Source organism: Dactylosporangium sp. NPDC051484 (assembly GCF_040689395.1).
GTDB lineage: Bacteria > Actinomycetota > Actinomycetes > Mycobacteriales > Micromonosporaceae > Dactylosporangium.
In genome coordinates this window covers 97944-124507 of the sequence record NZ_JBFAZX010000017.1, presented here as the reverse complement: position 1 = coordinate 124507, position 26564 = coordinate 97944, and the positions used below count along the sequence as shown (strand labels likewise).

Below are 26564 nucleotides of genomic sequence, written 5' to 3'. Positions count from 1 at the left end.
GAATGTCGACTACCGCGACGCCGACGACTCGCACGAAAGTGCTGCTCGTCGACGACCACGATCTCATTCGCCGAGGACTGCGGCACGCGTTCGAGCGCGACCGCCAGTTCGAGGTGGTGGGCGAGGCCGCCACGGCCGCCGAGGCGATCCGCCAGGCCGGCGCACTGCAGCCCGACGTCGTGATCATGGACCTCCGCCTACCCGACGGCAGCGGCCTGGAGGCCACTCGCGCCCTACGCAAGACCAGCAACAGCATGGGCATCGTCGTGCTGACCATGTACGCCGGCGACGATCAGCTCTTCGGCGCTCTCGAAGCCGGCGCCTCGGCCTTCGTGCCGAAGACCGCGCCCGCCGACGAGGTGGTGGCCGCGGCCCGGCACGCCGCCTCGGCCCCCAGCGCCTTCACCGCGGCCGACCTGGCCGAGGCGATGAAGCGCCGCCTGGCCCCGAGCGGCCCGCAGCTGTCTCCCCGCGAGGGCCAGGTCCTGCGCCTGCTCGCTGACGGCATGAGCGTGGCCGGCATCGCCAAGCAGCTGTTCGTCTCGGAGTCCACGGCGAAGACCCACATCTCGAAGCTCTACGAGAAGCTCGGCGCCGCCAACCGCGCCCAGGCCCTCATGACGGCGCTGCGCCTAGGTCTGCTCGAGGCGCCCGACGCCCCGAGCTTCTGACGCCGCGCCGCTGATCCCCCGAATCGCACGGACGGCGCCCGGTCTGGGTCGGCCCATGTGAAGCCGCCGAGCCAGACCGGCCGCGCCAGTCCCCGATCGGGTTCACCCGTTCTGTCGCATTGTCATCCGCTGGTCGGCTATCGCGGGGCGAGCAGCGTATGCAGCCGGGCCGCCTGCGTCTCCCAGCGCCACTCGGATTCGACCCACGCGCGCCCGGCCGCTCCCATTCGGGCGGCCAGGTCACGGTCGCGCAGCAGGTCGATCAGCCGGTCGGCGACGGCGTCGACGTCGCGCCCCGGCACCACGAACCCGGTCTCGCCCTCCCGGACCGCGTCCGGGGCGCCACCGGAGTCGCCGGCGAGGACGGGCAGGCCGGTGGCGGAGGCCTCGAGGTACACGATGCCCAGCCCCTCGACGTCCAGCCCGCGCCGGCGGGTGCGGCACGGCATGGCGAACACGTCCCCGGCCGCGTAGTGCGCGGGCAGCTCGGCCCAGGACACCGACCCGGTGAACACGACGTCGCCGGCGACCCCCTGCTCGCGGGCCAGCCGTTGCAGCGTCGGCTGATAGGGCCCGCCGCTCACGATCAGCAGGGCCGCGTCCGGGACCGCCCGCCGCACCTTCGGCAGCGCGCGGATGAGCACGTCCTGCCCCTTGCGCGGCACCAGCCGGGACACGCACACCACCACCGGCCGCCCCGTCAGCCCGTAACGGGCGCGCACCCCGGAGCCGTCCACGCGCGGCGTGTACGCGTCCACATCGACGCCCGGCGCGAGCCGCTCCAGCACGGTCAGCCCGCCGATCGCCCGGGCCAGCCGGCTCCGGGTGTACTCCCCCAGGTACGTCACGACGTCGGCCCCCCGCGCGATGCGCCGCAGCAGCGCCCGGGCGCCGGGTAGCGCGGCCCAGCCGACCTCGTGCCCGTGCGTGAGCGCGACGACCCGCTCCACCCCCGCCCGGCGGCGCAGCCCATCCGCGAGCAGCCCGAGCGGCGCCGCGGCGCCGAACCAGACCCGATCGCACCCGCGGCTGCGCGCGATCTGCGCGGCCCGGCGCGCGACCGCCGGCGTGGGCAGCAGCATGCCGGTGGACTCCCGCACCACCTCGAACGGCTGCTCGGCGTCGAACTTGTCCGCGCCCTCCGACGTCGAGGCGTACACGACCACCTCGTCGCGCGGCTGGCGGACGGCCAGGTTGTGCACGAACTGCTGGATGCCCCCCGGCCGCGGCGGAAAATCATTGGTGATCAGCAGCGACGCGCCCATCCACGGAACGCTACACAGTCACCGGCCGGCGCACGCAGTCACTGGCTGGCGCGCGCCTTCGGCGCGGGCGCGGCGGGGGGTTCCCACCCCGCACCCCCCATGCCGCGCTTCGCGCGGCACCGGCCTGCCTCCGGCGGCCGGATCACCGGCTCGAACGGCTGCGTGGTGAACTCTGCGCCCCTGACTGGACGGACCACCACCGCCGGGCCGTCCGGGAGCGCGAACCGTCCGCGGTGCTCGCCCCCTCGCCGCGTCCTGTTCCCCTACCCCGGCGCGCACTCGGCACGCCACCGCGCCAGCACGTCGCGTGAGGTGTCCCGCCGGATCCCCAGGTTGTACGCGGTGATCGGCGCCCCGCGCTCATGACTACGCGCGGCAACCCGCCCGACCCACCCCAGGCAGCGCGGATCACCGACTCCGGCCACGAAGGAGTCCCCGAGAAAACACACCCGCGTGTCCGCCTGCACCGCCCCATTCCAGCAGATGATCGCGTGCCGCCCACGGCGGCGTCCGAGCCAGGTCGCGCCCGCGCGGAAGCGCCATGGCAGGGATGGCGCGGCGCGGACGGCACGGCGGGGTCAGCGGTGAGCGCGGGCCCAGGCCCGGGCGGCGGCCATGCGCTCCACGGCGGTCGGGTGGGAGCCGAACAGGAACTGTTCCACCGGGTTGGGGTCTGGATCGCCCAGGTTGACGAGGGCCAGGCGGCCTTGCATGGCCTCGAACTCGGCCGGGTCGCGCGTCAGCCGTAACGCGTGTTCGTCGGCGCGGGCCTCGACGCGCCGCGAGACCAGCGACTGCACCGGGCCCGCGAAGAGGCCCGCGACCGTGGCCACGGCCAGCAACAGGGCTATGGCGCGGGGCTCGGCGATCGAGTCGACGCGGGCCAGGCGGAGCAGGGCGGACCACGAGCCCAGCAGGTACAGCGCGCAGACCGCAGCGGCCGCGCCCAGCGCGCCGAGCAGGGTGCCGGTCAGCACGTCGCCGTCCTTGGCGTGGCCCAGCTCGTGGGCGACCACGGCCTCCACCTCGGCCGGCGGGGCCTTCTCGAGCAGGGTGTCGTAGACGACGATGCGGCGGGTCGGGCCCAGGCCCGACACGTAGGCGTTGACGGACCTCGTGCGCCGGGACGCGTCGGCGATGAGCACGTCGCGGACCGGCACGCCGTCGCGGGCGGCCATCTCCATCAGCTGGGTGCGCTGCTCGCCCGCGGGCATCGGGGTGAACTTGTTGAAGACCGGCTCCACCAGCACCGGGAAGACGAAGCTGAACAGGATGGCGAGCGCCGCGGCGCCGGCCGCCGCCCACGCCCACCACCAGCGCGGGGCGAAATGGGTGATGGTGAAGAAGCCGACGAGCACGATGGCGCCGATGACGGCCCCGATGGCGTAGCCCTTCAGCAGGTCGACGCTCCAGCCGCCCCAGCCCTGGGTGGACAGCCCGTAGCTGCGCAGGATGGACTGCCGCCACGCCGCCAGCGGCAGGGAGACGATCTCGCCGACGAGGGTGACGGCGAATCCGCCGAGCAGGGCCCTGGCCAGCCAGTGGCCGCCGAACGGGCGGCCGGCCTGCTCGACGATCCAGGAGCCGGCGGGGGTCAGGCCGAGCAGCAGCGCGACGACCAGGCCCAGCCCCAGCGACAGGTAGGTGCCGGGCCGCAGCGCGGCGCGGAAGGCGCGCCCCTGGGCGACGGCGTCGCGCGGCAGCGAGTCGAGCGCGGCGATCTGGTCGGCCCGCGGCGCTGGCGGCGCCGCCCACGGGACCCGCAGCAGCGCGACGACGGCCGCCGCGACGATCAGCGCGATGAGTGTGATCATGGCCCAGAAACGAGGGGTCATGGCGTCAGCCTATGCGGCGCGCCCGCGACGGCGCCGAGGTGCGGGGACAGGGGCGACGGGCACGGCCTCGAAGTGGGTGGGCTCCAGCACGGTGACCTCGAACCCGGCCAGCTCGAGGACCTCGACGGCGCGCGCCTCCTCGGCGCCGAGCTGGTGAAACGCGCCTGGTCCGGGTCGGGCGGCGCGGAGCCCCGTCGGGCCGGACTGGGCATACGGTGGGGTGCCGAGCAGCAGGGTCACCATGCAACCGCTGCAGGCGGTGCCGCGCACCGAGCAGCTTTCGCAGTCGACGAGCATCACTCCTCCAATACCGATCCATCGGTGAACCCGATAGCACTAACGGTAACGGCGGGGTACGACAAAAATGGGAAAGCCCAGGTCAGGACCGTGACAGGCGGCGCAGCAGCGTGTCTGAGGACAGCGGGTACGCCCCGTGGCGGCGCACCCCGTCGATGACCTCCTTGTCGGAGGAGATCACCACGATCGGGCGGCCCGGCGGCTCGGCACGCACCAGGCGGCGGATGAGCTCGTCGGCGGTCTCACCCTTCTTGGAGAACAGCACGCGCACCCCACGCGGCGCCGGCGGCAGCCCGTGCACCCGCTCGGCGCCGTCGAAGACGACCGTGACCTCGGCCCGCGTCTGCGCCACCAGCCCGCCCACGCCGGCGATCAGCCGGTTACGCTGCTGCTCGAGCGAGATCTCCGCGTATCCCTTCTTGGTCACGTTGTAGCCGTCCACGATCATGTGCGCCTTGGGCAGGCTCAGCAGCTGGTCGAGGCGGGCCGGGTCGTCGGCGTCCAGCGCGCGGGCCGAGCCGGCGCCGGAGGCGTTCTCGGGCCGGTCGGCGGCGGTGTCGGCGACGAAGTCGGCGGGGAGCTTGTCGGTCGGGTCGAGGGCCAGCTCGCGGCGCAGCCCGACCGCCGCCTGGCCGATGGTCTCCAGCAGCAGCCACAGCCGCGCGTCGTCGACGGCCCGGGCGTCCTTGGCGCTCTGCCGCTGCGCGCCCGCGGCGGTCTCGGCCTCGGCCAGCTTGGCCCGCAGCCGGCGCAGCTCCGCGTCGTGGTCGGCGTTGGACCGCGCCGCCCGGCCCTTCTCGGCCGCGAGCATGTCGACGGCCTTGCGCTCCTTCGCCTGCGACTCGCGCAGCACCTTGCTCAGCGAGCGCACCTCCTCGCGCAGGCCGGCGGTCTCGTCGCGCAGCCGCGCCAGCTCGTCGCGCAGCTTGTCGGCCTCGACACGGGCCACGGCCCGGTCGTGCTCGGCCCGGACGAGGCGCTGCTCCACGTCGCGGAAGCGCTCGGAGGCGATGGCGCCCTCGGCCTCGGCGCGCAGGGTCTGCGTGGCGTCGGTGACCAGCACCCGCCAGCCATCGGGGCGGGCGAGGTAGGCCAGCGCCGCCACCTCGACCGGGTCGGCGGCGGCCGGCGCGGCGCCCTCCAAGATGGCGGCTCCCAGGTCACCGGCCTCGTTGACGACCCGGGTGGCGAGCCGCTGGCGCAGGAGCGGGTCGCCGGAGAGCTGCATCGCGATCACGGGCCCGCCCAGGCGCGCACGGCGGTTCGGGGCGAACTTCGCCACCCGCCGCAGTGGCATGGGTAGCTCCTCCAGCGGCAGGCCGGTCATGGCACCCGCGGCCAGCGAGATCACCCGCTGCCGGACCACCTCGGGCAGGATCGGCTCCTGGTCGTCGGGCGTCTGCGCAGCCTCGACCGAGACCTCGGCCTCGAGGTCGTCGGGAGCGTCGTGCGCAGACATCACTCCAGTGTCGCATTGTCGACCACATTCGCCCGGGATGGTGCCCCGGAACGCCCGGAACGCCGCCCTACCTCCAAAGACTAAAAGCTGACATATCCTTATTTCACCTGATTGGGTGTACGGCTTGGGAGGCTGGGATGGCGACACCGGTACCCCAGAACGAGGCGGATCGACTCTCCGCCCTGCGCGCGATGGCCGTCCTGGACACGCCGCCGGAGGCCGATTTCGACGACATCGTCCGGATCGCCAGCGAGATCTGCGGCGCGCCGATCTCGCTCGTCACGCTCGTCGACGCCGAGCGGCAGTGGTTCAAGGCCAAGATCGGCGACATCGACGCCGACGAGACGCCGCGCGAGGTGGCGTTCTGCGCTCACGCGATCATGGGCCGTGACCTGATGGTCGTGCCCGACGCCACCGCCGACGCGCGCTTCGCCGACAACCCGTATGTGCGCGCCGACGACGGCATCCGCTTCTACGCCGGCGCGCCGCTGCTGACCACCGGCGGCGCCGCGCTCGGCACGCTGTGCGTGGTCGACCACGCCCCGCACCGGCTCGACCTCGACCAGATGCGCGCGCTGCGGGCCCTGGCGCGGCAGGTGACGCAGCTGCTGGAGCTGCGCCTGCTGGTGGTCACCGACGCCTGGTCCGGGTCGGTCAGCGCGAAGCCTCATCGAGCCGGACCGGGCGCAGAGCTGGAGCCGCGCTCGGTGGACCTGTCGTACCTGACCGAGGCCCGCATCCACGAGCTGCGCGGGATCGCCGACATGCGCGACATCGCGATCACGCTGGGCCTCACCGACCCGGCCTACGTGCACGCGGACCCGGTCAAGCTCGCCCGCGCCCTCGACTACGTGATCTTCAGCGCGCTGAAGGTCGCCCCGGCCGGCGGGCGGATCGCGGCGCGGGTGCTGGGCACACCGGTGCCCACGATCGAGATCGGTCACGCCGGTGGCACCATCCGGCCCGAGTGGCACACCGACCTCGCCGGGCTCCGGGAGGCCGACGAGCCGGTACCGCGGGCGGTCGCCGGCATCCTGCGCGCGCACGGCGCCACCGTCATGGACACGTCCGTGATCGTTAGCTCGCCCGACGTGCGCTTCGAGCTGCGCTTCCCGCCGCGCTGACGATTTCTTGTCACACCCGGGCCGTAGTGTGCGGCCGTGCCCGACTTTCACCAGGAAACGCTGGACGCGCTGTTTGACGACCCGCGCGCCGCGACGCTCTTCTCGACCACGTTCGTCGTGGTCGACCTGGAGACGACCGGCGGCGCGCCCGACGGCGGCGGCATCACCGAGATCGGCGCGGTCAAGGTCCGCGGTGGCGAGGTCCTGGGCGAGTTCGGCACGCTCGTCAACCCCGAGGAGCGGCTCCCGGCGTTCATCACGGTGCTCACCGGCATCACCGAGATGATGCTGGTCGAGGCGCCGAAGCTCGACACGGTCCTGCCCAGCTTCCTCGAGTTCGCCCGGGGCGCCGTCTGGGTCGCGCACAACGCGCCCTATGACACCGGCTTTCTGAAGGCGGCCTGCGCCCGGCACGGCTACCCGTGGCCCAAGCCGATCGTGCTCGACACCGCCGCCATCGCCCGGCGCGCGCTCATCGCCGGCGAGGTGCCCAACCACAAGCTGTCGACCCTGGCCCGGCACTTCCGGGCGACGACCCAGCCGGTCCACCGCGCGCTCGACGACGCGCGCGCCACCGTGGACGTGCTGCACGGCCTGTTCGCCCGGCTCGGCAGCCTCAAGGTGCACACCGTCGGCGACACGATCGAGTTCGTCAAAGCGGTCAGCCCGGCCCAGCGGCGCAAGCGGCACCTCGCCGAGGGGCTGCCCGACGCCCCGGGGGTCTACGTGTTCCGTGGGCACCAGGACCGGCCGCTGTATATCGGGACGAGTTCCTCGATCGCGACCAGGGTGCGCAGCTACTTCACCGCCGCGGAGAAGCGCGCCCGCATCGACGAGATGCTCAACGCCGCCGAGCGGGTCGAGGCGATCCCGTGCTCGCACTCGCTGGAGGCCGAGGTTCGTGAGCTGCGGCTGATCGCGGCGCACAAGCCGCCGTACAACCGCCGCTCGAAGTTCCCCGAGCGCGTGCTGTGGCTCAAGCTCACCGCCGAGGCCTATCCGCGCCTGTCCCTGGTGCGCGAGCTGCAAGCCGACGGCGCCGCCTACCTCGGGCCGTTCGGCTCGCGGCGCGGCGCCGAGCTCGCCGCGGCCGGCGTCTACGACGCGCTGCCGATCCGGCAGTGCACCCACAAGCTGTCGCCGCGCACGCCCACGCCGGCGTGCGCGCTGGCCGAGCTCGGCCGTTGCCCGGCACCGTGCGAGCACCGCATCTCCGTCGAGGACTACGAGGCGGCGGCCGCGGCCCCGTTCCGGACGGCGACCACCGGGGACCCGAGCCCGGTGGTGCGCGGGCTGATGGCCCGGATCGAGACGCTCGCCGCCGCGGAGCGCTACGAGGACGCCGCGGCGATCCGGGGGCGGCTCATCGCGTTCCTGCGCACCGCGATCCGGATGCAGCGCCTCGCGTCGCTGTCCGCGCTGCCCGAGCTGATCGCCGCCCGCCCGGCCGCGGCCGGGGGCTGGGAGATCGCGGTGGTGCGACACGGGCGGCTCGCCGCGGCGGGCGTTTCACCCCCGAGGGCGCATCCACAGCCGACAGTGGATGTGGTCTTAGCCACAGCGGAGACCGTGGCACCCGGCCCGGGCCCGACGCCGCGCGCCACACCGGAGGAGACCGAGCGCATCCTCGCGTGGCTCGAGCGGCCCGAGACCCGCTTGGTCAAAACCGACGTGGGCTGGTCATACCCGGCCGCCGGCGCCGCCCGGTGGCGGCCGTTCCTGGCCCGCGCGGAGGCCGCGGCCGCGGTTCAAAATGACTTGGACGGGTAGCACATCGGACGATCGCACATACTCAAATGACCGATCGGATGCGCGAGAGGAAACTAGGCTGGAACCTACCCAAACCCCGGCCCGCCCGGCCCGTCGGTGAGGAGGTGCCGCATGGAGCCCGGTCTGCAGTCCGGCGCGCCCTTCGGCGCGGGCCCCACTCCCGCGTCAGGCCCGGTGCGCGAGGGGCATGGCCCGCAGCACGGATCGTTCGCCCAGCACGGTCCCGGCCAGCAGCATGACCAAAGCCCTCAGCACGGCCCCGTTGGGCCCGGCGTGCTGAACGGCCCCGATCTGCTCGGCGGCCCGGATGTCTCTGACGCTTCCGACCCTTCCACTGGTGCGGATCCACAGCGAGGATCGGGCGACGAACCCGATCCCGAAATTCACAATCCCAGCGTTCACGGCGCCCCATACGGACCGTGTTCGGGCCAGAACGCGACGCACAGCGAGTACATGGTGGACCCAGCGGCGTCAGACGGCAACCCCACGCAGTTGCCGAATTTTCGTGTCGGCCCGGCCCAGGCGTTCGCCTCGCCCGCGACCAGCCACGATGCCCTGCAAGCCGACGACGGGACGGTCGCGGCCCTCGGCCCGCTGACGATCCGGGTCGACCCTCTGGGGACCGGCGGATTCGCGATCAGTCCCCCGGGAAGCACGACTCCCCCAGGGAGCACGACCGCGTTCGGCGCGGGCGGCGCCGGTGGTTTCGGGGCGATCGGCGCCGCGGGCGGTCCGAGCGCCACCGCAGGGGCCGGCGGGACCGGGGGCGCGCTCCGGGCCGGCGAGATGTTCCTCGGGCCCAAGGGCCTGCCGACCGCGGCCATCAACGCCCCTGAGGCTCCGGCGCGCCGGCGCCCCGCCCCGCCGGGCACCGCGGACCGCGCACCGGCGGACCAGGGCCTCCGGACCGAGCCGGCCGCGGACGACCGCGGCCACCAGCACGACAGGGCGCTCAACGACCCCGCCCCGCAACCCGAGCGGGCACCCGTAGACCACACCCCGAACGACCGGGCAGGCGCAGACCGCGCCGCACCCGACCGCCCCGTGAACGACCGGGCCGCGAGCGACCGAGCCCCGAACGACCGGGCACCCGCGGACCGCGCCGCGACCGACCGGGCCGTGAACGACCGGGTCCCGAGCGACCGGACGCCGAGCGAGCACGCGGCGAACGAGCACGGATCGCGCCCCGACCGTGTAAGGCGGACGGAGGCGTCCCGGACCGAGGCGGTGCGAGGCGAGAAGGCGGACGCGGACCGGACCGCCCAGGAGCGGTCCGCGGCGCGCCGGGGGTCCGACTGGCCCGCCAACGGCCGCGCGATCGAGACGCGGCCGCGCCCGAGCGGCGACGACAGCGCGCCGGGTGTGGGTGACCCGGGAGACGTGCCGCCGGGACAGATGGACACGGCCACCCACGAGCACCCGATCACCCGCGATCACGCGGCCGCCGACGGACACGCCGTCATCGACGAACACCCGGCCGCCGGCGAGCCCCAGGCCGAGCCCCAGACCAAGCCCCAGGCCGGGCCGCACGACAAGCCCCGCGACACGCACCAGAGCGAGCAGCGGGGCAACCAGCAGGAACGGCACGACCGCGGCGCGCGAAGCACCACCCGCCGCGACGAGCCCGGCCGTGAAGCGACCGGCCCGGGCGGACAACCCCGCCAGAGCAAGCAGGCTGAGCACAGCAAACAGCGCGAGCAGACCACGCAGCCCGAGCCGGCCGCCAAGAAGCGGAACGCGCTGCCGCGGCCCAAGACGCGTGAGCCGCAGCTCGACGACCGATACGCGGCTCCCCGGCAGAAGCTCATCGCGCCCCCCACCGACGACTCGCCCGAGGTACCGCCGCCGCCGAGCTACTCGGCGCTCGTGGGCGGGGCCGTACCAGGGGACCCGACGTCGACGTACACGGCCATCATCGGCTCGCGGCTGCGGGCCATGTTCCCGTGGCAGTCCAGCGACGACCCGATGGCGCCGATCCTGCGCACACACCGGCAGATCCACCCCGCGGCGGACATCGCGCTGCTGCGCCGGGCGTATGCGACCGCCGAGCGGATGCACCGCGGGCAGATGCGCAAGAGCGGCGAGCCGTTCATCACGCACCCGATCGAGGTCACCGAGATCCTGGCCGACCTCGGCATGGACACCACGACCCTGGTCGCGTCGCTGCTGCACGACACCGTCGAGGACACCGACTACACCCTCGGCGCGCTGGAGCGGGACTTCGGCGGCGAGGTCGCGCTGCTGGTCGACGGCGTGACGAAGTTCGACAAGATGTTCTACGGCGCCGACGCCGAGGCCGAGACGATCCGCAAGATGATCGTCGCCGCCGGGCGTGACGTGCGGGTGCTGGTCATCAAGCTCGCGGACCGGCTGCACAACATGCGCACGATCGATGCGCGGTCGGTGAAGAGCCGGGTGCGCATCGCCACCGCCACCCGCGAGGTTTTGATCCCGCTGTGCGAGCGGCTCGGCATCCAGGCGCTCAAGCGGGAGCTCGAGGACTGGGTGCTGCGCGCGGTCTCCCCCAGCGGCTACGCGGTCGTCGCCGACTACGTGCGGCAGCGGGTCGGCTGGGACGGCTACCTCGACAAGATCATCTCGACCGTGGGCACCGACCTGAAGAGGTACGGCCTCGACGCCACGGTGTCGCCCAGGCCCCGGCACCTGTACTCGATCTGGAAGGACACCGTCGACGGCGACTACGCCGAGCCGCACGACCTGCCACGCGTGGTGATCGTCGTCGACGGGCCCGACACCGACTGCTACGCGGCGCTCGGCGCCGTGCACGGCAAGTGGCGCCCGGTGCCCGGACGGTTCAAGGACTTCATCGCCACGCCGAAGAACAACAACTACAGGTCGCTGCACACTACGGTCCTCGGGCCGGAGGGGCGCTCGCTCGAGGTGCTCATCCGCACCGTCGAGATGCACCAGTCGGCGGAGTACGGCATCGTGGCGAACTTCCGTTACCCTTCCGCAGCCGCCCGCTTCGGCCCGGCGACCAAGGCCGAGCAGCTGGACTGGCTGCGCCGGCTGCTGGACTGGGAGGCCGCGGCGTCCGACCCGGCGCAGTTCATCGCGTCGCTGCGCTGCGACCTCGCCGAGGACCAGATCCTGGTGCTGACGGCCGGCGGCGGGCGGCCGGTGCTGCTGCCCTGCGACGCGACGCCGGTCGACCTGGCGTACATCCTCGGCGCCGACGTCGGCAACCGATGTATCGGCGCCCGGGTCAACGGCCGCCTGACCGCCGTGTCGTCACCGCTCGCCGACGGCGACACCGTCGAGATCATCACCCGCGCCGGGCAGCGCGACGAGTTCGACTTCGACGCCGACGCACCGGCGCGCGGGCCGTCCCCGGAGTGGCTCGACTTCGTCCGCACCCCCCACGCCCGGCTGCACATCAGCCGCTGGTTCGAGGCGCACGAGGTGCCCGCCATCACGGTCGCCAACAAGGTCCGGCTGGGCCGCCTCGCGATCGGCCTCGCGCTGCGCCAGCAGGGCCGCGGCCTGGCCAGCGACCTGCCGCTGGTGCGCCTCGCGACGCGGCTGAGCTACCCCGACCTGGAGACGCTGCTCGTCGCCGTCGCCGACCACGCCCGCACCGCGGACGAGGTTGTGGCTGAATTGATCGCCCTGGTCGACCACTCCCCGCGATAGCTCATTAGCCTAGCTGGATGACCGACTTCCGTGGTCGCGTGCGCGGGCTGGCCTACAGCTCGTTCTATCGGCTGCCGGGCCGCTGGCGGCGGCGGATCGTGCGGACCTTCCAGCCGACGTACACGATCGGCGCCGTCGCGATCGTCCGCGACCCGCAGCTGACCCGGATCCTCCTGCTGCGCCAGCCGCCCGGCGCGGGCTGGTCGCTCCCGGCCGGGCTGATGGACCGCGGCGAGACCCCCGTGCAGTGCGCGGCCCGCGAGCTCGGCGAGGAGACCGGCGTCCGGGTGCCGCCCGAGCGGATGCGCCCCGCCATGCCCAACGCGATCGTGCACACCCACGGCCAGTGGGTCGACGTGGTGTTCGAGACCGAGGTCGAGCCGGGCGTCGAGCTCGCCGTCGACGCCGCCGAGGTCCTCGAGGCCGCCTGGCACCAGCTGGACAACCTGCCGCCGCTGACGGTGTCCACGTCGAAGCTGCTCGCCCACTACGGCATCGGCCCATACCGCGACTACCCGGAAGTCCTGGAGGCGTGAACGCGGACGTCTGCGCCGTCGTGCTCGCGGCCGGCGAGGGGCGCCGCCTGCGGCCGCTCACCGAGCACCTGCCGAAGGCGCTGTGCCCGGTCGGCAACGTGGCGCTGCTGGACCGGGCCCTGGCCCGCGTGCGGGCGCTCGGCTTCGACCGGCCGCACAGCGTCGCCGTGAACGCCTGCTACCTCGGCCACCTGGTCGTCGAGCACGTCGGTGAGCGCGCGCACCTCTCCGTGGAGCCGGGCGACCCGCTCGGTACGGCGGGCGGGCTGGGCCTGCTGCGGGACTGGATCGGCGGCCGGGGCGTGCTCGTGGGCAACGCCGACGCCTACCTGGCCTCGGACGAGGAGCCGGGGGCGGACATCGCCGCCCTGCTCGACGGCTGGGACGGGCACGAGGTGCGGCTGCTCGGCGTGCCCGGGCCGCCGGACGAGTTCGGCACCCACCGCTTCGCCGGGTTCTCGCTGCTGCCGTGGGACCTGGTCGCCCCTCTGGAGCCGGAGCCATCCGATCTGGTACGCCTGGCCTGGCGCCCCGCCGAGCGCCAGGGCCGGCTGCGCGTGATGCGGTACCAGGGCATCTACCTGGACACCGGCACCCCGGCGGACTACCTGCGGGCCAACCTGCACGCGGCCGGCGGTGGCAGCCTCGTGGCACCGGACGCCGAGGTCAGCGGGGCGCTGGAGCGGGCCGTGATCGGCTCGGGCGCCGTCGTGGCCGGGTCGGTCACCCGCGGGGTGGTGTGGCCGGGCGGCGTCGTGGCGGCGGGCGAGGCGCTCACCGACGGGATCCGGGTCGGCCGGGGGCTGACCGTCGCCGCGCATTAGCATGGCGGGTGCCACCCGCTGGAAGGAGCACCGCCGGTGATCACCGCGATCGTCCTCATCGACTGCGCCACCGACTCGATCCCGGAGGTGGCCGAGAACATCGCCAACCTCGACGGTGTCAGCGAGGTGTATTCCGTCGCCGGCGACACCGACCTGATCGCGATCGTGCGGGTGCGGCAGTTCGAGGACATCGCCGAGGTGATCGCCAACCGGATCTCGAAGGTGCCCGGCGTTGTGGAGACCGACACGCACATCGCGTTCCAGGCGTACTCCCGCCACGATCTGGAGGAAGCGTTCGCGATCGGCCTGCCGGACGCTGATTAAATCCCGCGGTTTTTCCCTCGCGTGGCGAGAAGGCGTGCAGCGAGGGTTCGGCGGGGCCGTAAGAAGGGACCGTTTGCCCTGGTTGCGACGCCGGGAGTGCGGCAAATCGCATCGAATGCGCGGTCCGCACCCGGTACCCTCGCGGCCATGAGGATCGGCATCGTAGGGGCCACCGGGCAGGTCGGCAGCGTCATGCGCCACATCCTGGCCGAACGGCGGTTCCCGGTAGACGAGTTGCGACTGTTCGCGTCCGCCCGCTCAGCCGGGCGGCCCATCGACTGGCAGGACACACAGGTCACGGTGGAGGACGCGGCGACCGCGGACTACGCCGGGCTCGACATCGTGCTGTTCTCGGCCGGCAAGGGCACGTCGAAGGAGCTCGCCCCGAAGGTGGCCGCCGCCGGCGCGGTCGTGATCGACAACTCCTCCGCGTGGCGGATGGACCCGGAGGTGCCGCTGGTCGTCGCCGAGGTCAACCCGCACGCCGCGGCGCACCGGCCGAAGGGGATCATCGCGAACCCCAACTGCACCACGATGGCCGCGATGCCGGTCGTGCGCCCGCTGCACGACGAGGCCGAGCTGGTCGCCATGGTGGCCGCCACCTACCAGGCCGTCTCCGGCGCCGGGCTGGCCGGCGTCGCCGAGCTCGACGAGCAGGTGCGCAAGGTCGCCGACGGCGGCGCCGCACTGGCCCTCGACGGCTCGGCGGTCGAGTTCCCGGAGCCGAAGAACTTCGCCCGCCCGATCGCGTTCAACGTGCTGCCGCTGGCCGGCTCGATCGTCGACGACGGTTCCTTCGAGACCGACGAGGAGCAGAAGCTACGCAACGAGAGCCGGAAGATCCTCGAGATCCCCGGGCTCAAGGTGTCCGGCACCTGCGTGCGCGTGCCCGTCTTCACCGGCCACTCGCTGCAGCTCAACCTGCGCTTCGCCCGCCCGGTCGGCGTCGAGCGCGCCACCGAGCTGCTGGCCGCCGCGCCCGGCGTGGTGCTCAGCGACATCCCGACGCCGCTGCAGGCGGCGGGCGCCGACCCGTCGTACGTCGGGCGCATCCGTGTCGACGAGACGGTCGACAACGGCCTGGCGCTGTTCGTCTCCAACGACAACCTGCGCAAGGGCGCGGCGCTCAACGCCGTGCAGATCGCCGAGTTGCTGGCCGCCTGAGTCCACCGCCGAAAGGTGGGGCGGCACCGCCCCACCTTTCTCACATGCGGCGGCCGAACCAGTCGTACCCGTGGGTAACCTCCTGGCCCTACCCTACGAGCATGGATGCGACGCTGGAGACGGTGCGACGCGGGACGGACCGGATCGCCCTGCACGTGTATGCGCCGGCCGAGGACGCGCCGACGCTCGCGGTGCTGTGGCCGGCGATGGGGGTGCCGGCTCGCTACTACCGCGCGTTCGCCGCCGACCTGGTCGCCGCGGGCATGGCCGTGGTCGTCGCCGACCTGCGCGGCACCGGGGCGAGCGCGCCGCCGCCGTCGCGGGCCTCGGCATACGGCCTGGCCGACCTGACCGACGACGTGGACGCCGTGCTGACCCACCTCAAGCCGCGCCGCGCCGGGCGCCGCACGATCCTCGTCGGGCACTCCCTCGGTGGCCAGGCGTGCGCGCTGCACCTCGCCGCGGAGCCCGCCTCGGACGTGGCCGGGCTCGCGCTGCTGGCGGTCGGCGTGCCGTACTGGCGCCGGTATCCGGCCGGCCGTCGCCTGCCGGTGCTGCTGCAGACCCAGACGCTCGCCGCGACCGCCGCACTGTTGCGCGTGTGGCCGGGTTGGGGCTTCGGCGGCCGCCAGGCGCGCGGGGTGATCCGGGACTGGGCGCACACCGCGCGCACGGGCCGCTACCCGGCGCTGCACGGCACGGACCTGGAGTCCGCCCTGGCGAGGGTGACGACCCCGGTGCTGGCCGTCGACATGGCCGGCGACGCGTACACGCCGCCCGACACGGTCTCCCAGCTGCTGGAGAAGCTCTCCGCCGCCCCGGTGACCCGCGAGCACTATGCACCGGGTCCGCCGATCGACCACTTCCGCTGGGCCAAGCAGGGCACCGCCCTGGCCCGCCGCGTGGCCGACTGGGCCGCGTCCCTGCCGTGAAACACCGAACGGCCCCCGGCGTGGTGCCGGGGGCCGTTCGACGTCGTGCGTGGGCGTCGCGCGGTGGGCTCAGCGGCCCGAGGTGATCTCCTCGCGGTCGGCCTCTGCGACCTGGCGCGGCACCGGCTTCTCGGCCGGGGCCGCCTTCTCGATCGGGTAGAAGAAGCCCTTCACCGTCGGGGCCAGGGCGCCGATGCGGTTCATCTTCTTCGGTACGACCCAGCCCGCGTACTCCAGGCCGTGGTGCCCGTCGCCCTCCACCGCGTGGCCGTCCGGCGACGGCAGCGGCTGGTGGACCTCGACGAAGCGGCCGTCCGGCATGCGCCGGATGATGCCGGTCTCGATGCCGTGCGCCAGCACCTCGCGGTCGTGCTGCTGCAGGCCCAGCGCCAGGCGGTAGGCGCAGTAGTACGCCAGCGGCGGCAGGATCAGCATGCCGATGCGGCCCGCCCAGGTCATCGCGTTGAGGCTGATGTGGAACTTGTCCGCCAGCACGTCGTTGCCGCCGGAGACCAGCAGCACCACGTAGAACGCGATCGCCATGGCACCCAGCCCGGTACGCGTCGGGTTGTCCCGCGGGCGCTGCAGCAGGTTGTGCACGGCCTTGTCCTTGCTGAACCGCGCCTCGATGAACGGATAGAAGATCGGCAGCATCGTGAGGATGCCGGGTAGCACCACCGTCGGCCAGAAGATCGCCGGGATGGTGTAACCATCGCCCCAGCCGAACAGGCCGAACCGGATCTCCCAGGCCGGGAAGAGACGGGTCGAGCCGTCGAGGAACATGACATACCAGTCCGGCTGGCTCGCCGCCGAAACGACCGCGGCCTTGTACGGGCCGAACAGCCAGATCGGGTTGATCTGGAAGAGGCCGGCCAGCAAGGCGAGCATGGCGAACACGACCATGAAGAAGCCGCCGGCCTTGGCCGCGAAGCCCGGGAACATCCGCACGCCGACCACGTTCTCGTTGGTGCGGCCGGGGCCGGGCCACTGGGTGTGCTTCTGCTTCACCAGCAGGCCCATGTGGACGCTGATGAGCGCGAGCAGCGCACCCGGGACCAGCAGGACGTGCAGGATGTACAGCCGGTCGAGGATGACCTCACCCGGGAACTCGCCGCCGAACAGCGAGGTGGTCACCCAGGTACCGACGATCGGGATCGACAGCATGATGGCGCTCGCGATGCGCAGGCCGGTGCCGGACAGCCCGTCGTCGGGCAGCGAGTAGCCGCCGAAGCCACCCAGGAAGCCCATCCAGAACAGCAGCACGCCGATGATCCAGTTGGCCTCACGCGGCTTGCGGAACGCGCCGGTGAAGAACACCCGGAACATGTGCACCACGATCGCGGCCATGAACAGCAGCGCCGACCAGTGGTGCATCTGCCGCACGAAGAGACCGCCGCGCACGTCGAACGAGATGTGCAGCGCGGTGTTGTACGCCTGCGACATCTCCACGCCGCGCAGCGGGGTGTAGCTGCCCTCGTACACCACCTCGCGCATCGACGGGTCGAAGAACAGCGTGAGGAAGATGCCGCTGAGCAGCAGCACGATGAACGAGTAGAGCGCGATCTCACCCAGCAGGAACGACCAGTGGTCCGGGAAGACCTTGTTCATCAGCCGCCGCAGCGGCGTCGCCGCCTGGAAGCGCTCGTCGAGCGCCTGGGCGGACTTGGCCGGGAGTGCCCGGACGTCGATCTTGCGCCGTTTCATGGCCGCTCCCAGAAGGCCGGTCCGACCGCAACCTTGTAGTCGGAGACCGCTACGAAGTATCCCTCATCGTCGACCGTGATCGGCAGCTGTGGAAGCGACCGGCTCGCGGGGCCGAAGACCGGCCGCGCGTTGTCGGTGATCTGGAACTGCGACTGGTGACAGGGGCACAGCAGGCGGTTGGTCTGCTGCTCGTACAGGCTGGCCGGGCAGCCCGCGTGGGTGCAGATCTTCGAGTACGCGACGTAGTTCTGCCACTGCGAGCCGACGTTGACCGGATCGGCGTTCTTCTTCGTGAGCAACGCGTCCGGCTCACGCAGGTGGATCAGCAGGGTGGGCGAGTCGGCGTACTTGTTGCTCGCGCCGTGCGGGATACCGGGGAAGACGGTGATCTGACCGCCGACACTGACATCGGCCGGGCGGATCGGGGTGCCGTCCTCGTGGGTGAGGCGAACCGGCTTGCCGTCGTTCTTCTTCGGGTCCCACCCGGTGGTGAAGAACACGTTCTCGCCGTTCTGCGTCGGCGCCTTGAGCAGCCCGCCGACCAGCACCGCGCCGGCGGCCGCGCCCAGCGGGGCGGCGCCGGCCAGGAATGCCAGGCCGACGAAGCGGCGGCGCTTGAGGCCCAGCTCGTCGCCCATGTTGACGATGGTGGCCGCGGTGAGCCGCTGCTCGGTGCGGTCCGACGGGCCGTCGTGGCGCGACTGGACCGAGACCTCCTCGGGCAGAAGCTTCTTCGACCAGACGACGATGCCCAGGCCCAGGGTCAGCAGCGCGAGGCCGAGCGTCGCGCCGAGCACCGGGGTGTAATAGGGGTACAGGTTCTGGTACGTCTCGTCGCCGTGGCCGTAGTGCCACGGCCACGCGATGTAGGCGACCACGAACGCGGTCCCCAGGAGGCCGGTGAGCAGGAACAGCAGCGCGAGCAAACGCTCGATGCGCTTCTCGGCCTTGGTGCCCGGGACCGGGAACCGCGGCGCGTAGTGCACGATCTCGACGCCGTCCCGGCGGGCGCCCTCCTTGACGAGGTCGAACCGGGTGAGGCTGGGGTCGCTCGCGTCGAACGGCTCCTCAGCAGAGGAGTGACCCTCAGCAGCGGTGTGGGTGGTCATGACTTCCCTGCAATCCACAGCGTGGCGAACACGAGCGCCGCGATCCCGACGAGGAAGATGACGAGCCCCTCGGGGACCGGGCCGTACCGGCCGAGGCTCCAGCCACCGGGGCTTGTCGACGAGTTCTTGTTGAGGGTCTGGACGTAGGCGATGATCGCGGCCTTGTCATCCGGGCTCAACTGGTTGTTGCCGAACACCGGCATGTTCTGCGGACCGGTCAGCATCGCGGCGTAGATGTCGCGGTTGGTCGAGTGCTCCAGCGTCGGGGCGAACTTGCCGGAGGACAGCGCGCCGCCGCCGGTGGAGAACGCGTGGCACGACGAGCAGTTGACCCGGTACAGCTCGCCGCCGTGCGCGAGGGTCTTCGGGTCGGTCTGGGCCTTCTTCACGTCCGCGTCGAGGCTCGACGCGCTCGGAAGCTGCGGGCCACCGCCCAGCTCCTGGATGTACGCGCCGAGGTCGGCGGCCTGGGCCGGGCTGAGCGCCGGCGCCTTGCGCTCCGCCTGCGCCTCCTGGCGGGCCAGCGGCATACGACCCGTGTTGACCTGGAACTCGACCGCGGCGGAGCCAACGCCGATCAGGCTGGGACCGCGGTCCTGCACGCCCTGCGCATTGGTGCCGTGGCAGGTGATGCAGCTGGTCTGATACAGCTCCTTGCCGCGCTTCGCCTGCTCCGACAGGGCCGGTGTGGCCTCCTCGGCGCGGCCGACGCCGGGGGCGTATGCGCTGTAGAGGCCGCCGACCAGCGTGAGCGCGGCGATCAGACGCACGGCCGCCGAAAGCCGCCGGCGAAGCTTGCCCCGGGCCGCGCGCGCACCACCCGGCACCAGCCGGGCAAGCGGCCGCTTGCTCTGCTCAGAAGTCATGGCCTCACCTTTGTCGTCATCACCTATGTGCCGTCTCGGTAGTGGTCCTGGAGGAGTGGTCCGGAGCGTGACGCGCGGCCCGAGCCTGCTACTGCAGGAAGTAGATCATCGCGAACAGCGCGATCCAGACGACGTCGACGAAGTGCCAGTAGTAGGACACGACGATCGCCGCGGTCGCCTGGGCGGGGGTGAAGCGGCCCATGGTCGTGCGGATCAGATAGATGATGAAGGCGATGAGGCCGCCGGCGACGTGCAGGCCGTGGAACCCGGTGGTCAGGTAGAACATCGAGCCGTAACCATCACCGTTGATCTTGATGCCCTCGCTGACCAGCGTGCGGTACTCGTTCGCCTGCCCGAGCACGAAGATCAGGCCCATGACGAACGTCAGGGCGAACCAGCGCCGCAGCCCGTGCACGTCACCGCGCTCGGCGCGGAACACGCCGATCTGGCAGGTGATGGACGAGAGCACGAGGATGATCGTGAACGTCAGGGCATAGGGGATGTTCAGCACCTCGGTGTGCTTCTCCCAGAGCTCCGGCGCGGCAGCGCGGATGGAGAAGTACATCGCGAACAGCGCCGCGAAGAACATCAGTTCGCTGGAGAGCCACACGATCGTCCCGACACTGACCATGTTGGGCCTGGTCAGTGAGTGGATCTGGCTCTTGGCAATCGTTGGGGCCGCAGTCACGACGCCATTATTGCCTCCGATCATCGCCAGGTTTGCGCGGGGTCCACCTAGACACGGACGATTCGTACGACGGCATAGTCTGGTTCCGTGTTCCGCGCACTCGAATCCGCAGGTGAACCCGGTCCCGTGTCGGCCGCGACGCTGCTCGGCTCGTTCCACGCGTCGTGGCTGACGCTCGTGTTGCTCGCCGCCGCTGGGCTCTATCTGGCCGGCGTGGTGAAGCTGCGCCGGCGCGGCGACGACTGGCCCGTCGCGCGCACGGTGTTGTTCCTGGTCCCCGGCCTGGGCGCGATCGCCGCGGTCACCATGACCGGGATCGAGCAGTACGACACGACGCTGCTGTCGGTGCACATGATCCAGCACATGATCCTGTCCATGATCGCGCCGATCTTCCTGGCCCTGGGCGCGCCGGTGACGCTCGCGCTGCGCACGCTGCCCGTCGGCGGCCGCAAGGCGCTGCTGGCCGTCGTGCACTCGCGCCCGGCGCGAATCCTGGCGTTTCCCCTGGTGGCGTTCGGCTTCTTCGTGGTGACGCCGTTCGTGCTCTATTTCACTGGCATCTACGGCCTGACCATGCGCCACGCGTGGATCCACGAGCTCACGCACGCGCACTTCATCGCGGTCGGCTGCCTGTTCTTCTGGCCGCTGGTCGGCCTCGACCCGCTGCCCGGGCGGTGGCCCTATCCGGCCCGCGCGCTGCTGATGTTCCTGTCCACGCCGTTCCACACGGTGCTCGGGCTGACCATCATGCAGAGCAAGACGCTGCTCGGCGGGGACTGGTATCCGTCGCTGCACCTGAGCTGGGCCGACCCCGCCGCCGACCAGGTCGTCGCGGGCGGGATCCTGTGGGCCGGCGGCGAGTTCGTCTCGGTGACGATGCTGGCGGTACTGGTGGTGCAGTGGATGCGCCAGTCGGACCGGGAGGCCCGGCGGCTGGACCGCCGGCTGGACCGCGAGGAGCGGACGCGGCGCGAGGAGGCGGAGTGGACTGCCCGTACCGGAATCCTCATATCGCCTGACGGCGGCGAAACGCCGATTCCCAAGGACGGTACGATCCCGGAGGCAGACGTCACACGAGGAGCAGCACGCACATGAGCGAGCACATTGTCCTGCTGTACAGCGACGACGCCGAGGTCCGCGACCGCATGCGGCTGGCCATCGGCACCCGCCCGGCGGCCGACCTGACGGTGAGGTTCGTCGACGCCTCGACCTACGCCGAGGTCGTCAAGCTCGTCGACGACACAGACATCGACCTGCTGGTGCTCGACGGCGAGGCCACCCCCGGCGGCGGCCTGGGCATCGCCCGGCAGCTCAAGGACGAGATCTCCGACGCGCCGCCGGTCGTGCTCGCCATCGCCCGCGCCGCGGACCGCTGGCTGGCTTCCTACGCCCGTGTCGAGGGCACGATCATGTATCCGCTCGACCCCGTCACCACCGGCGAGACCGTCTCCGCCCTGCTCCGCGCATACCCCGCCATCCGCCAGTAAGTCCATCCGCCGGTACGTTAGGACACCTCTGGAGGCCGCCATGGGCGACCGCACCTGGCCGACGCTGCTCACCGCCCTGCTGCGCGGGGAGAACCTGTCCACCGAGGACACGAGCTGGGCGATGCGCGAGATCTTCTCCGGATCGGCCACGCCCGCGCAGACGGCCGCGTTCGTCATCGCGCTGCGCGCCAAGGGCGAGACTCCGGCCGAGGTCGCCGGGTGCGCCGAGACGATGCTGGCCCTCGCGACCCGCGTCCCGATCTCCGACGAGCTGCGCGACGCCGCGGTCGACATCGTCGGCACCGGCGGTGACCGCGCCAACACCGTGAACATCTCCACCATGGCCGCGGTCGTCACGGCGGCCGCGGGCGTCCCCGTGGTCAAGCACGGCAACCGGGCCGCGTCCTCCTCCACCGGCGCCGCCGACCTGCTCGAGCGGTTCGGGGTCACCATCGACCTGGGCCCCGAGGACGTCGCCCGCAGCGTGGCCGAGGTGGGCATCGCCTTCTGTTTCGCCGCGCGGTTCCACGCCGGCATGCGCCACGCCGGCGGCCCGCGCCGCGAGATGGGCGTGCCCACGGTGTTCAACTTCCTCGGCCCGCTGACCAACCCGGCCCAGCCCACCGCGGCCACCATCGGCTGCTTCGACCCGCGCATGGCGCCCGTCGTGGCCGCCGTGATGGCCGGCCGGGGCTACTCGGTGCTGGTGGTGCGCGGCGAGGACGGCCTCGACGAGTTCACCACCGCAGCGCCGACCCGGGTGTGGGCGGCGACCGGCAACACGGTCACCGAGCTCGTCGTCGACAGCGCCGACCTGGGCCTGGCCCGCTCGGCGCCGGGCGACCTGCGCGGCGGCGACCCAGCGCACAACGCCGACGTCGCGCGGCGGATGTTCGCCGGCGAGGGCGGACCGGTGCGCGACGCGGTGCTGCTCAACGCGGCCGCCGCGATCGCCGCGCGGGAAGGGCTGGTCCTGCAGGACCTGCACGGGCAGCTCAAGGCCGGCATCGAGCGCGCCGCCGCGGCCGTGGACTCGGGTGCGGCGACGGCCCTGGTCGAGCGCTGGGCGGCGTTCAAGCCCGCGTGACGCCTACGAAACGACTGTTGTTCGGCAAACCGCCGCATAACCGACGGCGGCGAGCGGCGTTGGTCCAGGCATGGCCGAACTGCCGCGCAACAACCTCAAGAAGGCGCTGATCTCCGCCGTCGTGGCCGGCGCGCTGGCGCTCGGCTTCGTCGGCATGGTGGCGACGTCGTGCGGCGCGCCGGTCCAGCAGCGGACGGAACCCGTCAACCAGGCGCTGGAGATGGTCGAATCGCTCGCGTCCCGGCTCGTGCTCGGCCTCGGCTCGGACGCGACGCTGCATTACGCCACCCCGTCCGGGGCGGTCGTGACCGTTTCGCAGTCGGCGCCGCGCCGGGCGTACCACGGCGCGGGCGTGACGTACATCTTGACGCCGGACGGCACCTTCCTGTGCGTCACCGGCCCGGCCCCGTCACCCACCAAGGGGCGCAAGCCGGGTGCACCCGCTCAGCCGCCCGTGACGTGCCAGGAGAGCCCGGGGGCGGACACCATGTCCCCCACCGCGGCCAAGGCCATCAGCGTGGCGTTCGGGGGCGAATTCATGGCCCCCGAGGCCGCCCTGGGCCGGCTCGCGACCATCGCGCGGGGGCAGGGGGTGCGCGCCGGGGTCTCCAAGCGCGGCGAGGCGCAGTGCGTGTCGGTCACCGCGACCGGGATCCGCACCGAGATCGCGTGCGTCAACCCTGCCGGGCTGCTCGCCTACTTCCAGGGCACCTCGGACGCGGGCCTGACGACGGAGCTGATCCTGCAGCACACCACCCCGAGCGTGAGCGACGAGGCCTTCCTGCCGCCACGGACCACGCCCGGCTCACCGTCGCCGACGGTCGCCGCCAAGAAGTGACCGCCAGAACGTGATCAGACACGCGGGCCCGAGTCCGCGGCGGCGTGGCGCGGCGATGACACGGTGGCGGCATGGAGCTGCTCTGTGACACCTGCGCCCGGGTGCGGACCCTCGATCCGCCGGTCCGCGCCGATCAACCCCGGGCGAGCCGCCCCGACCGGGCCTGCCCGGCCTGCGGCGCGGAGATCGCGATCGCTGCGGTGATCCTGCTCATGGACCGGCGCCCGCGGGTGCTGCTGCGCCGGACCGCGCGCCGGGCCGCCTGAAGCTCCGTCATCGCGAGCGGCGTCGCCACCGACGCCCGGGCATGAAAAAGGGGCCCCTCGCGGGGCCCCTTTTCAGCAGGACGAGCTCAGTGTTCGGCGCCGCGCCGGGTGCCGGTGTAGTACTCGAACATCAGCCCGCACGTCGAGAACACCACCGAGATCAGGCCGATCGCGACCAGCCACCACTGGCCGAATGCGAGGCCCAGGCTCGCGATCAGCGCCGCGAACGCCAGGCCGACCGGCCAGTAGCTGCCAGGGCTGAAGAAGCCCAGGTCACCCGCGCCCTCGGCGATCTCCGCATCGGGGCGGTCCTCCGGGCGCGGCTCGATGCGCTGCGCGATGATCCACAGCGCGGCACCGATCATCGTCAGCAGCAGGCCGGCCAGGACCAGTGCCACGACGCCGATCCACTCGATGCCCTGGTGCCCGGACTGCTCCAGCGGCGCCACGTTGGTCCACCAGGCATACAGCCCGGCCATGCCGAACAGGAACAACGCCAGCACGAAGAAGAGACGGTTCTCTGCCTTCATCGCCGTTCGCCTCTCAGCTCGAGGACCGCTTGGTGCGGTCAGTGTCGAACGGGTGGGTCGTCGTCGCGTAGCCCTGGTTCGGGAAGCCCAGCGAGGCGAGCGCCTCAGGGGTGCTCTTGCCCGCCGTGCGCAGCGACAGGTACTGGGAGTACTGCTCCGGCGTCACGACCCGCACCTCGAAGTTCATCATCGAGTGATACGTGCCGCACAACTCGGCGCAACGGCCCACATAGGCACCCGCGGCGTTGTCCTTGAGCTTGATCTGGAACTTGTTCTCCACGCCCGGGATGACGTCCCGCTTGAACAGGATTTCCGGCACCCAGAACGAGTGGATGACGTCCCTCGAGATCTCGTTGAACTGGACCGTCTTGCCCGCGGGGAGCACCAGGACCGGGATGTAGTCGTCCGCGCCGACGGTGTTGATCGCCGTGCCGTCAGGGCCCTTGGTGTCCGTGTAGACGAACTGCCAGTTCCACTTGGAGGCGATCACCTCGACGGTGACGTCCGGGTTCTTCGAGATCCGATCGACGTCGGTCTGAATGATCGCGGTGTAGAAGAACAACACGGCGATGACGACGAACGGCGCCACCGTGTAAAGGATTTCGAACGGCATGTTGTAGCGCGTCTGCGGCGGCAGCTCGTCGCCCCGCTTCCGGTAGCGCACCACGCACCAGAAGATCAGGCCCCAGACGAAGATACCGACGGCGAACGCCGCGACGACCGACCCGATCCACAGGTCGTACATCCGGTCGCTCTGCTCGGTGATGCCCTTCGGCCAGCCGAAGCCGTTGAACGTGTCCCCGATGGAGCAACCTGCGAGCAGGGTCGTCACCCCGACGGCCGAGACGGCGAGCCCGATGGCGCGCGCGGGGCTCAAACCTCTTGAGACCACCTGCTCCTGCCTCCTTAGCAGCGCCGGGGAGTCACCTTGAGGTAACTTCGCACGGCAAGCCTCACCAACGCTGGCGAGCGTACTCGACCATGTGTGGTCCGCCCGGCTTGGGGTCGACGTGTCCGGGTCGCGATAGCCTTGCGGGGGTGGGCGTCTACCTCGATTCGGCTACTGCCGCTCCCCCGCATTCCGTTGCGCGCCAAGCGTTTCTGGCCGCCGCCGATGATGGCTGGGCCGACCCGGGCCGGCTCTACACGCCCTCGCGGCGGGCCCGGCAGCTGCTCGACGCGGCTCGCGAGTCGGCCGCCGGGGTGCTCGGGGTGCGCCCTGACGAGCTGCACTTCACCGCCGGTGGGACCGACGCGGTCCGGCGCGCCGTGGCCGGCGTGCGCCGCTCCCGCGAGCGCCGGCTCGTGGTGCACACCGCGGTCGAGCACTCCGCGGTCATCAAGGCCGCCGGGGACGACGCCGTGTCCGTGCCGGTGTCGCGCACCGGCGTCGTGGACCTGACCGCGCTGGAATCCGCGCTGGATTCGCCGGAAGTGGCCCTGGCCGCGGTACAAAGCGCGAATCATGAGGTGGGCACGGTGCAGCCGGTCGCCGCGGCGGCCGGGCTGTGCGCCGCGGCCGGGGTGCCGCTGCTGGTCGACGCCGCCCAGTCGATCGGCCGCGCGCCGCTGCCCGCGGGCTGGTCACTGCTGGCCGGCAGCGCCCGCAAGTGGGGCGGCCCGGCCGGCGTCGGCCTGCTCGCGGTCCGCAAGGGCACCCGGTGGGAGTCGCCCTGGGACGAGGGCACCACGGACGTGCCCGCGGTGGTCGCCGCCGCGGCTTCGCTGCGGGCCGTCGCCGAGGAGGCCCGTTTCGAGTCGGTACGCCAGCGAGCCCTCGTCGACGAGATCCGCCGCACGGTGGCCGCGACCGTGCCCGACGTGGAGGTCGTCGGCGAGCCGGACGAGCGACTGCCGCACATCGTGACGTTCTCGTGCCTCTACGTCGACGGCGAGGTGCTGCTGCACGCCCTCGACCGCGCCGGGTTCGCGGTCTCCTCCGGCTCGGCGTGCACGTCGGACACCCTGCAGCCATCGCACGTACTGTCCGCGATGGGCGTGCTCACCCACGGTAACGTGCGCGTTTCGCTCCACAGTGGAGTCACCGCCGACGACGTCCGCCGCTTCCTCGCCGTGCTCCCGGGCCTGGTCGCCGAGGTCAGGGCGGAGGCGGGACTGTGAGCGGTCCGGAGCG

General features: G+C 72.2%; 25 protein-coding genes and 1 pseudogene. 15 read left to right on the top strand and 11 right to left on the bottom strand.

Annotation, left to right across the window (positions count from 1 at the left end):
* Window positions 1-2 precede the first annotated feature (2 nt).
* Window positions 3-671, top strand: coding sequence for a response regulator transcription factor (locus AB0367_RS25300; protein WP_344610478.1), 669 nt, complete (start codon window positions 3-5; stop codon window positions 669-671).
* Window positions 672-808: 137 nt separating this feature from the next.
* Here the strand turns inward: AB0367_RS25300 and AB0367_RS25295 are convergent, their stop codons facing one another.
* From AB0367_RS25295 to AB0367_RS25280, 4 genes are all read right to left on the bottom strand, one after another.
* Window positions 809-1936 carry a glycosyltransferase family 4 protein gene (locus tag AB0367_RS25295; RefSeq protein WP_366228886.1) on the bottom strand — a complete coding sequence of 376 codons (1128 nt, stop codon included), beginning with the start codon at window positions 1934-1936 and terminating at the stop codon, window positions 809-811.
* Window positions 1937-2514: 578 nt separating this feature from the next.
* Window positions 2515-3771: a M48 family metallopeptidase gene (locus AB0367_RS25290; protein ID WP_366228885.1), complete on the bottom strand. Its 1257-nt coding sequence runs from the start codon at window positions 3769-3771 to the stop codon at window positions 2515-2517.
* Window positions 3772-3780: 9 nt separating this feature from the next.
* Window positions 3781-4068, bottom strand: a complete 288-nt coding sequence (locus AB0367_RS25285) for a hypothetical protein (RefSeq protein ID WP_366228884.1) — start codon at window positions 4066-4068, stop codon at window positions 3781-3783.
* Between the two features lie 82 nt (window positions 4069-4150).
* Window positions 4151-5527 carry an NYN domain-containing protein gene (locus AB0367_RS25280; RefSeq protein ID WP_366228883.1) on the bottom strand — a complete coding sequence of 459 codons (1377 nt, stop codon included), beginning with the start codon at window positions 5525-5527 and terminating at the stop codon, window positions 4151-4153.
* Between the two features lie 137 nt (window positions 5528-5664).
* Between AB0367_RS25280 and AB0367_RS25275 the strand changes: the two genes are divergently transcribed.
* The gene (locus AB0367_RS25275; protein WP_366228882.1) at window positions 5665-6651 is read left to right on the top strand and encodes a GAF domain-containing protein; all 987 of its coding nucleotides are present in this window, start codon (window positions 5665-5667) and stop codon (window positions 6649-6651) included.
* Window positions 6652-6687: 36 nt separating this feature from the next.
* On the top strand, window positions 6688-8421 hold the full coding sequence (locus AB0367_RS25270; protein ID WP_366228881.1) for a DEDD exonuclease domain-containing protein: 1734 nt from the start codon (window positions 6688-6690) through the stop codon (window positions 8419-8421).
* Window positions 8422-8586: 165 nt separating this feature from the next.
* On the opposite strand, the gene AB0367_RS25265 is transcribed toward AB0367_RS25270, so the two are convergent.
* A complete protein-coding gene (locus AB0367_RS25265; RefSeq protein WP_366228880.1) occupies window positions 8587-8808 on the bottom strand; it encodes a hypothetical protein in 222 nt (73 codons plus the stop codon).
* A gap of 1536 nt (window positions 8809-10344) precedes the next feature.
* On the opposite strand from AB0367_RS25265, the pseudogene AB0367_RS25260 reads away from it, so the two are divergent.
* The 6 genes and pseudogenes from AB0367_RS25260 to AB0367_RS25235 all read left to right on the top strand — a co-directional run.
* Window positions 10345-12075, top strand: a pseudogene (locus tag AB0367_RS25260) (HD domain-containing protein); the annotation flags it as partial.
* 17 nt (window positions 12076-12092) lie between these two features.
* Window positions 12093-12611 (top strand): NUDIX hydrolase, encoded by a 519-nt coding sequence (locus AB0367_RS25255; RefSeq protein ID WP_366228879.1) that lies wholly within the window; start codon window positions 12093-12095, stop codon window positions 12609-12611.
* The gene (locus tag AB0367_RS25250) at window positions 12608-13435 is read left to right on the top strand and encodes a sugar phosphate nucleotidyltransferase (protein WP_366228877.1); all 828 of its coding nucleotides are present in this window, start codon (window positions 12608-12610) and stop codon (window positions 13433-13435) included. Before AB0367_RS25255 ends, AB0367_RS25250 begins: the two co-directional genes overlap by 4 nt.
* A gap of 36 nt (window positions 13436-13471) precedes the next feature.
* The gene (locus AB0367_RS25245) at window positions 13472-13759 is read left to right on the top strand and encodes an Lrp/AsnC ligand binding domain-containing protein (RefSeq protein WP_366228876.1); all 288 of its coding nucleotides are present in this window, start codon (window positions 13472-13474) and stop codon (window positions 13757-13759) included.
* Window positions 13760-13906: 147 nt separating this feature from the next.
* Window positions 13907-14923 (top strand): aspartate-semialdehyde dehydrogenase, encoded by a 1017-nt coding sequence (locus AB0367_RS25240; protein ID WP_366228875.1) that lies wholly within the window; start codon window positions 13907-13909, stop codon window positions 14921-14923.
* A gap of 101 nt (window positions 14924-15024) precedes the next feature.
* Window positions 15025-15855: an alpha/beta fold hydrolase gene (locus tag AB0367_RS25235; protein ID WP_366228874.1), complete on the top strand. Its 831-nt coding sequence runs from the start codon at window positions 15025-15027 to the stop codon at window positions 15853-15855.
* Between the two features lie 69 nt (window positions 15856-15924).
* Here AB0367_RS25235 and AB0367_RS25230 read toward each other — a convergent pair whose 3' ends face one another.
* The 4 genes from AB0367_RS25230 to AB0367_RS25215 all read right to left on the bottom strand — a co-directional run bounded on the left by AB0367_RS25230 (window position 15925) and on the right by AB0367_RS25215 (window position 20222).
* Window positions 15925-17559 carry a ubiquinol-cytochrome c reductase cytochrome b subunit gene (locus AB0367_RS25230; protein WP_366228873.1) on the bottom strand — a complete coding sequence of 545 codons (1635 nt, stop codon included), beginning with the start codon at window positions 17557-17559 and terminating at the stop codon, window positions 15925-15927.
* A complete protein-coding gene (locus AB0367_RS25225) occupies window positions 17556-18668 on the bottom strand; it encodes a Rieske 2Fe-2S domain-containing protein (protein WP_366228872.1) in 1113 nt (370 codons plus the stop codon). The genes AB0367_RS25230 and AB0367_RS25225 overlap by 4 nt, the downstream gene beginning before the upstream one ends.
* Window positions 18665-19534 (bottom strand): c-type cytochrome, encoded by an 870-nt coding sequence (locus AB0367_RS25220; RefSeq protein WP_366228871.1) that lies wholly within the window; start codon window positions 19532-19534, stop codon window positions 18665-18667. Before AB0367_RS25220 ends, AB0367_RS25225 begins: the two co-directional genes overlap by 4 nt.
* An 88-nt stretch (window positions 19535-19622) precedes the next feature.
* Window positions 19623-20222 carry a heme-copper oxidase subunit III gene (locus AB0367_RS25215; RefSeq protein WP_366228870.1) on the bottom strand — a complete coding sequence of 200 codons (600 nt, stop codon included), beginning with the start codon at window positions 20220-20222 and terminating at the stop codon, window positions 19623-19625.
* A 126-nt stretch (window positions 20223-20348) separates the two neighbouring features.
* Between AB0367_RS25215 and AB0367_RS25210 the strand changes: the two genes are divergently transcribed.
* The 5 genes from AB0367_RS25210 (at window position 20349) to AB0367_RS25190 (ending at window position 23900) form a co-directional block, all read left to right on the top strand.
* Window positions 20349-21317 carry a cytochrome c oxidase assembly protein gene (locus AB0367_RS25210; protein ID WP_366228869.1) on the top strand — a complete coding sequence of 323 codons (969 nt, stop codon included), beginning with the start codon at window positions 20349-20351 and terminating at the stop codon, window positions 21315-21317.
* The gene (locus AB0367_RS25205) at window positions 21314-21709 is read left to right on the top strand and encodes a hypothetical protein (RefSeq protein ID WP_366228868.1); all 396 of its coding nucleotides are present in this window, start codon (window positions 21314-21316) and stop codon (window positions 21707-21709) included. The genes AB0367_RS25210 and AB0367_RS25205 overlap by 4 nt, the downstream gene beginning before the upstream one ends.
* 40 nt (window positions 21710-21749) lie before the next feature.
* Window positions 21750-22796, top strand: coding sequence for an anthranilate phosphoribosyltransferase (trpD, locus tag AB0367_RS25200; RefSeq protein WP_366228867.1), 1047 nt, complete (start codon window positions 21750-21752; stop codon window positions 22794-22796).
* A 70-nt stretch (window positions 22797-22866) separates the two neighbouring features.
* A complete protein-coding gene (locus AB0367_RS25195; RefSeq protein ID WP_366228866.1) occupies window positions 22867-23634 on the top strand; it encodes a hypothetical protein in 768 nt (255 codons plus the stop codon).
* Between the two features lie 71 nt (window positions 23635-23705).
* Window positions 23706-23900, top strand: a complete 195-nt coding sequence (locus AB0367_RS25190; RefSeq protein ID WP_366228865.1) for a hypothetical protein — start codon at window positions 23706-23708, stop codon at window positions 23898-23900.
* Between the two features lie 86 nt (window positions 23901-23986).
* Here AB0367_RS25190 and AB0367_RS25185 read toward each other — a convergent pair whose 3' ends face one another.
* Both AB0367_RS25185 and coxB read right to left on the bottom strand, forming a co-directional pair.
* The gene (locus tag AB0367_RS25185; RefSeq protein WP_366228864.1) at window positions 23987-24430 is read right to left on the bottom strand and encodes a cytochrome c oxidase subunit 4; all 444 of its coding nucleotides are present in this window, start codon (window positions 24428-24430) and stop codon (window positions 23987-23989) included.
* A 13-nt stretch (window positions 24431-24443) separates the two neighbouring features.
* Window positions 24444-25307: a cytochrome c oxidase subunit II gene (gene coxB / locus AB0367_RS25180; RefSeq protein WP_366228904.1), complete on the bottom strand. Its 864-nt coding sequence runs from the start codon at window positions 25305-25307 to the stop codon at window positions 24444-24446.
* Between the two features lie 104 nt (window positions 25308-25411).
* On the opposite strand from coxB, the gene AB0367_RS25175 reads away from it, so the two are divergent.
* Window positions 25412-26551, top strand: a complete 1140-nt coding sequence (locus AB0367_RS25175) for an aminotransferase class V-fold PLP-dependent enzyme (RefSeq protein ID WP_366228863.1) — start codon at window positions 25412-25414, stop codon at window positions 26549-26551.
* The last annotated feature ends 13 nt before the right edge of the window (window positions 26552-26564 follow it).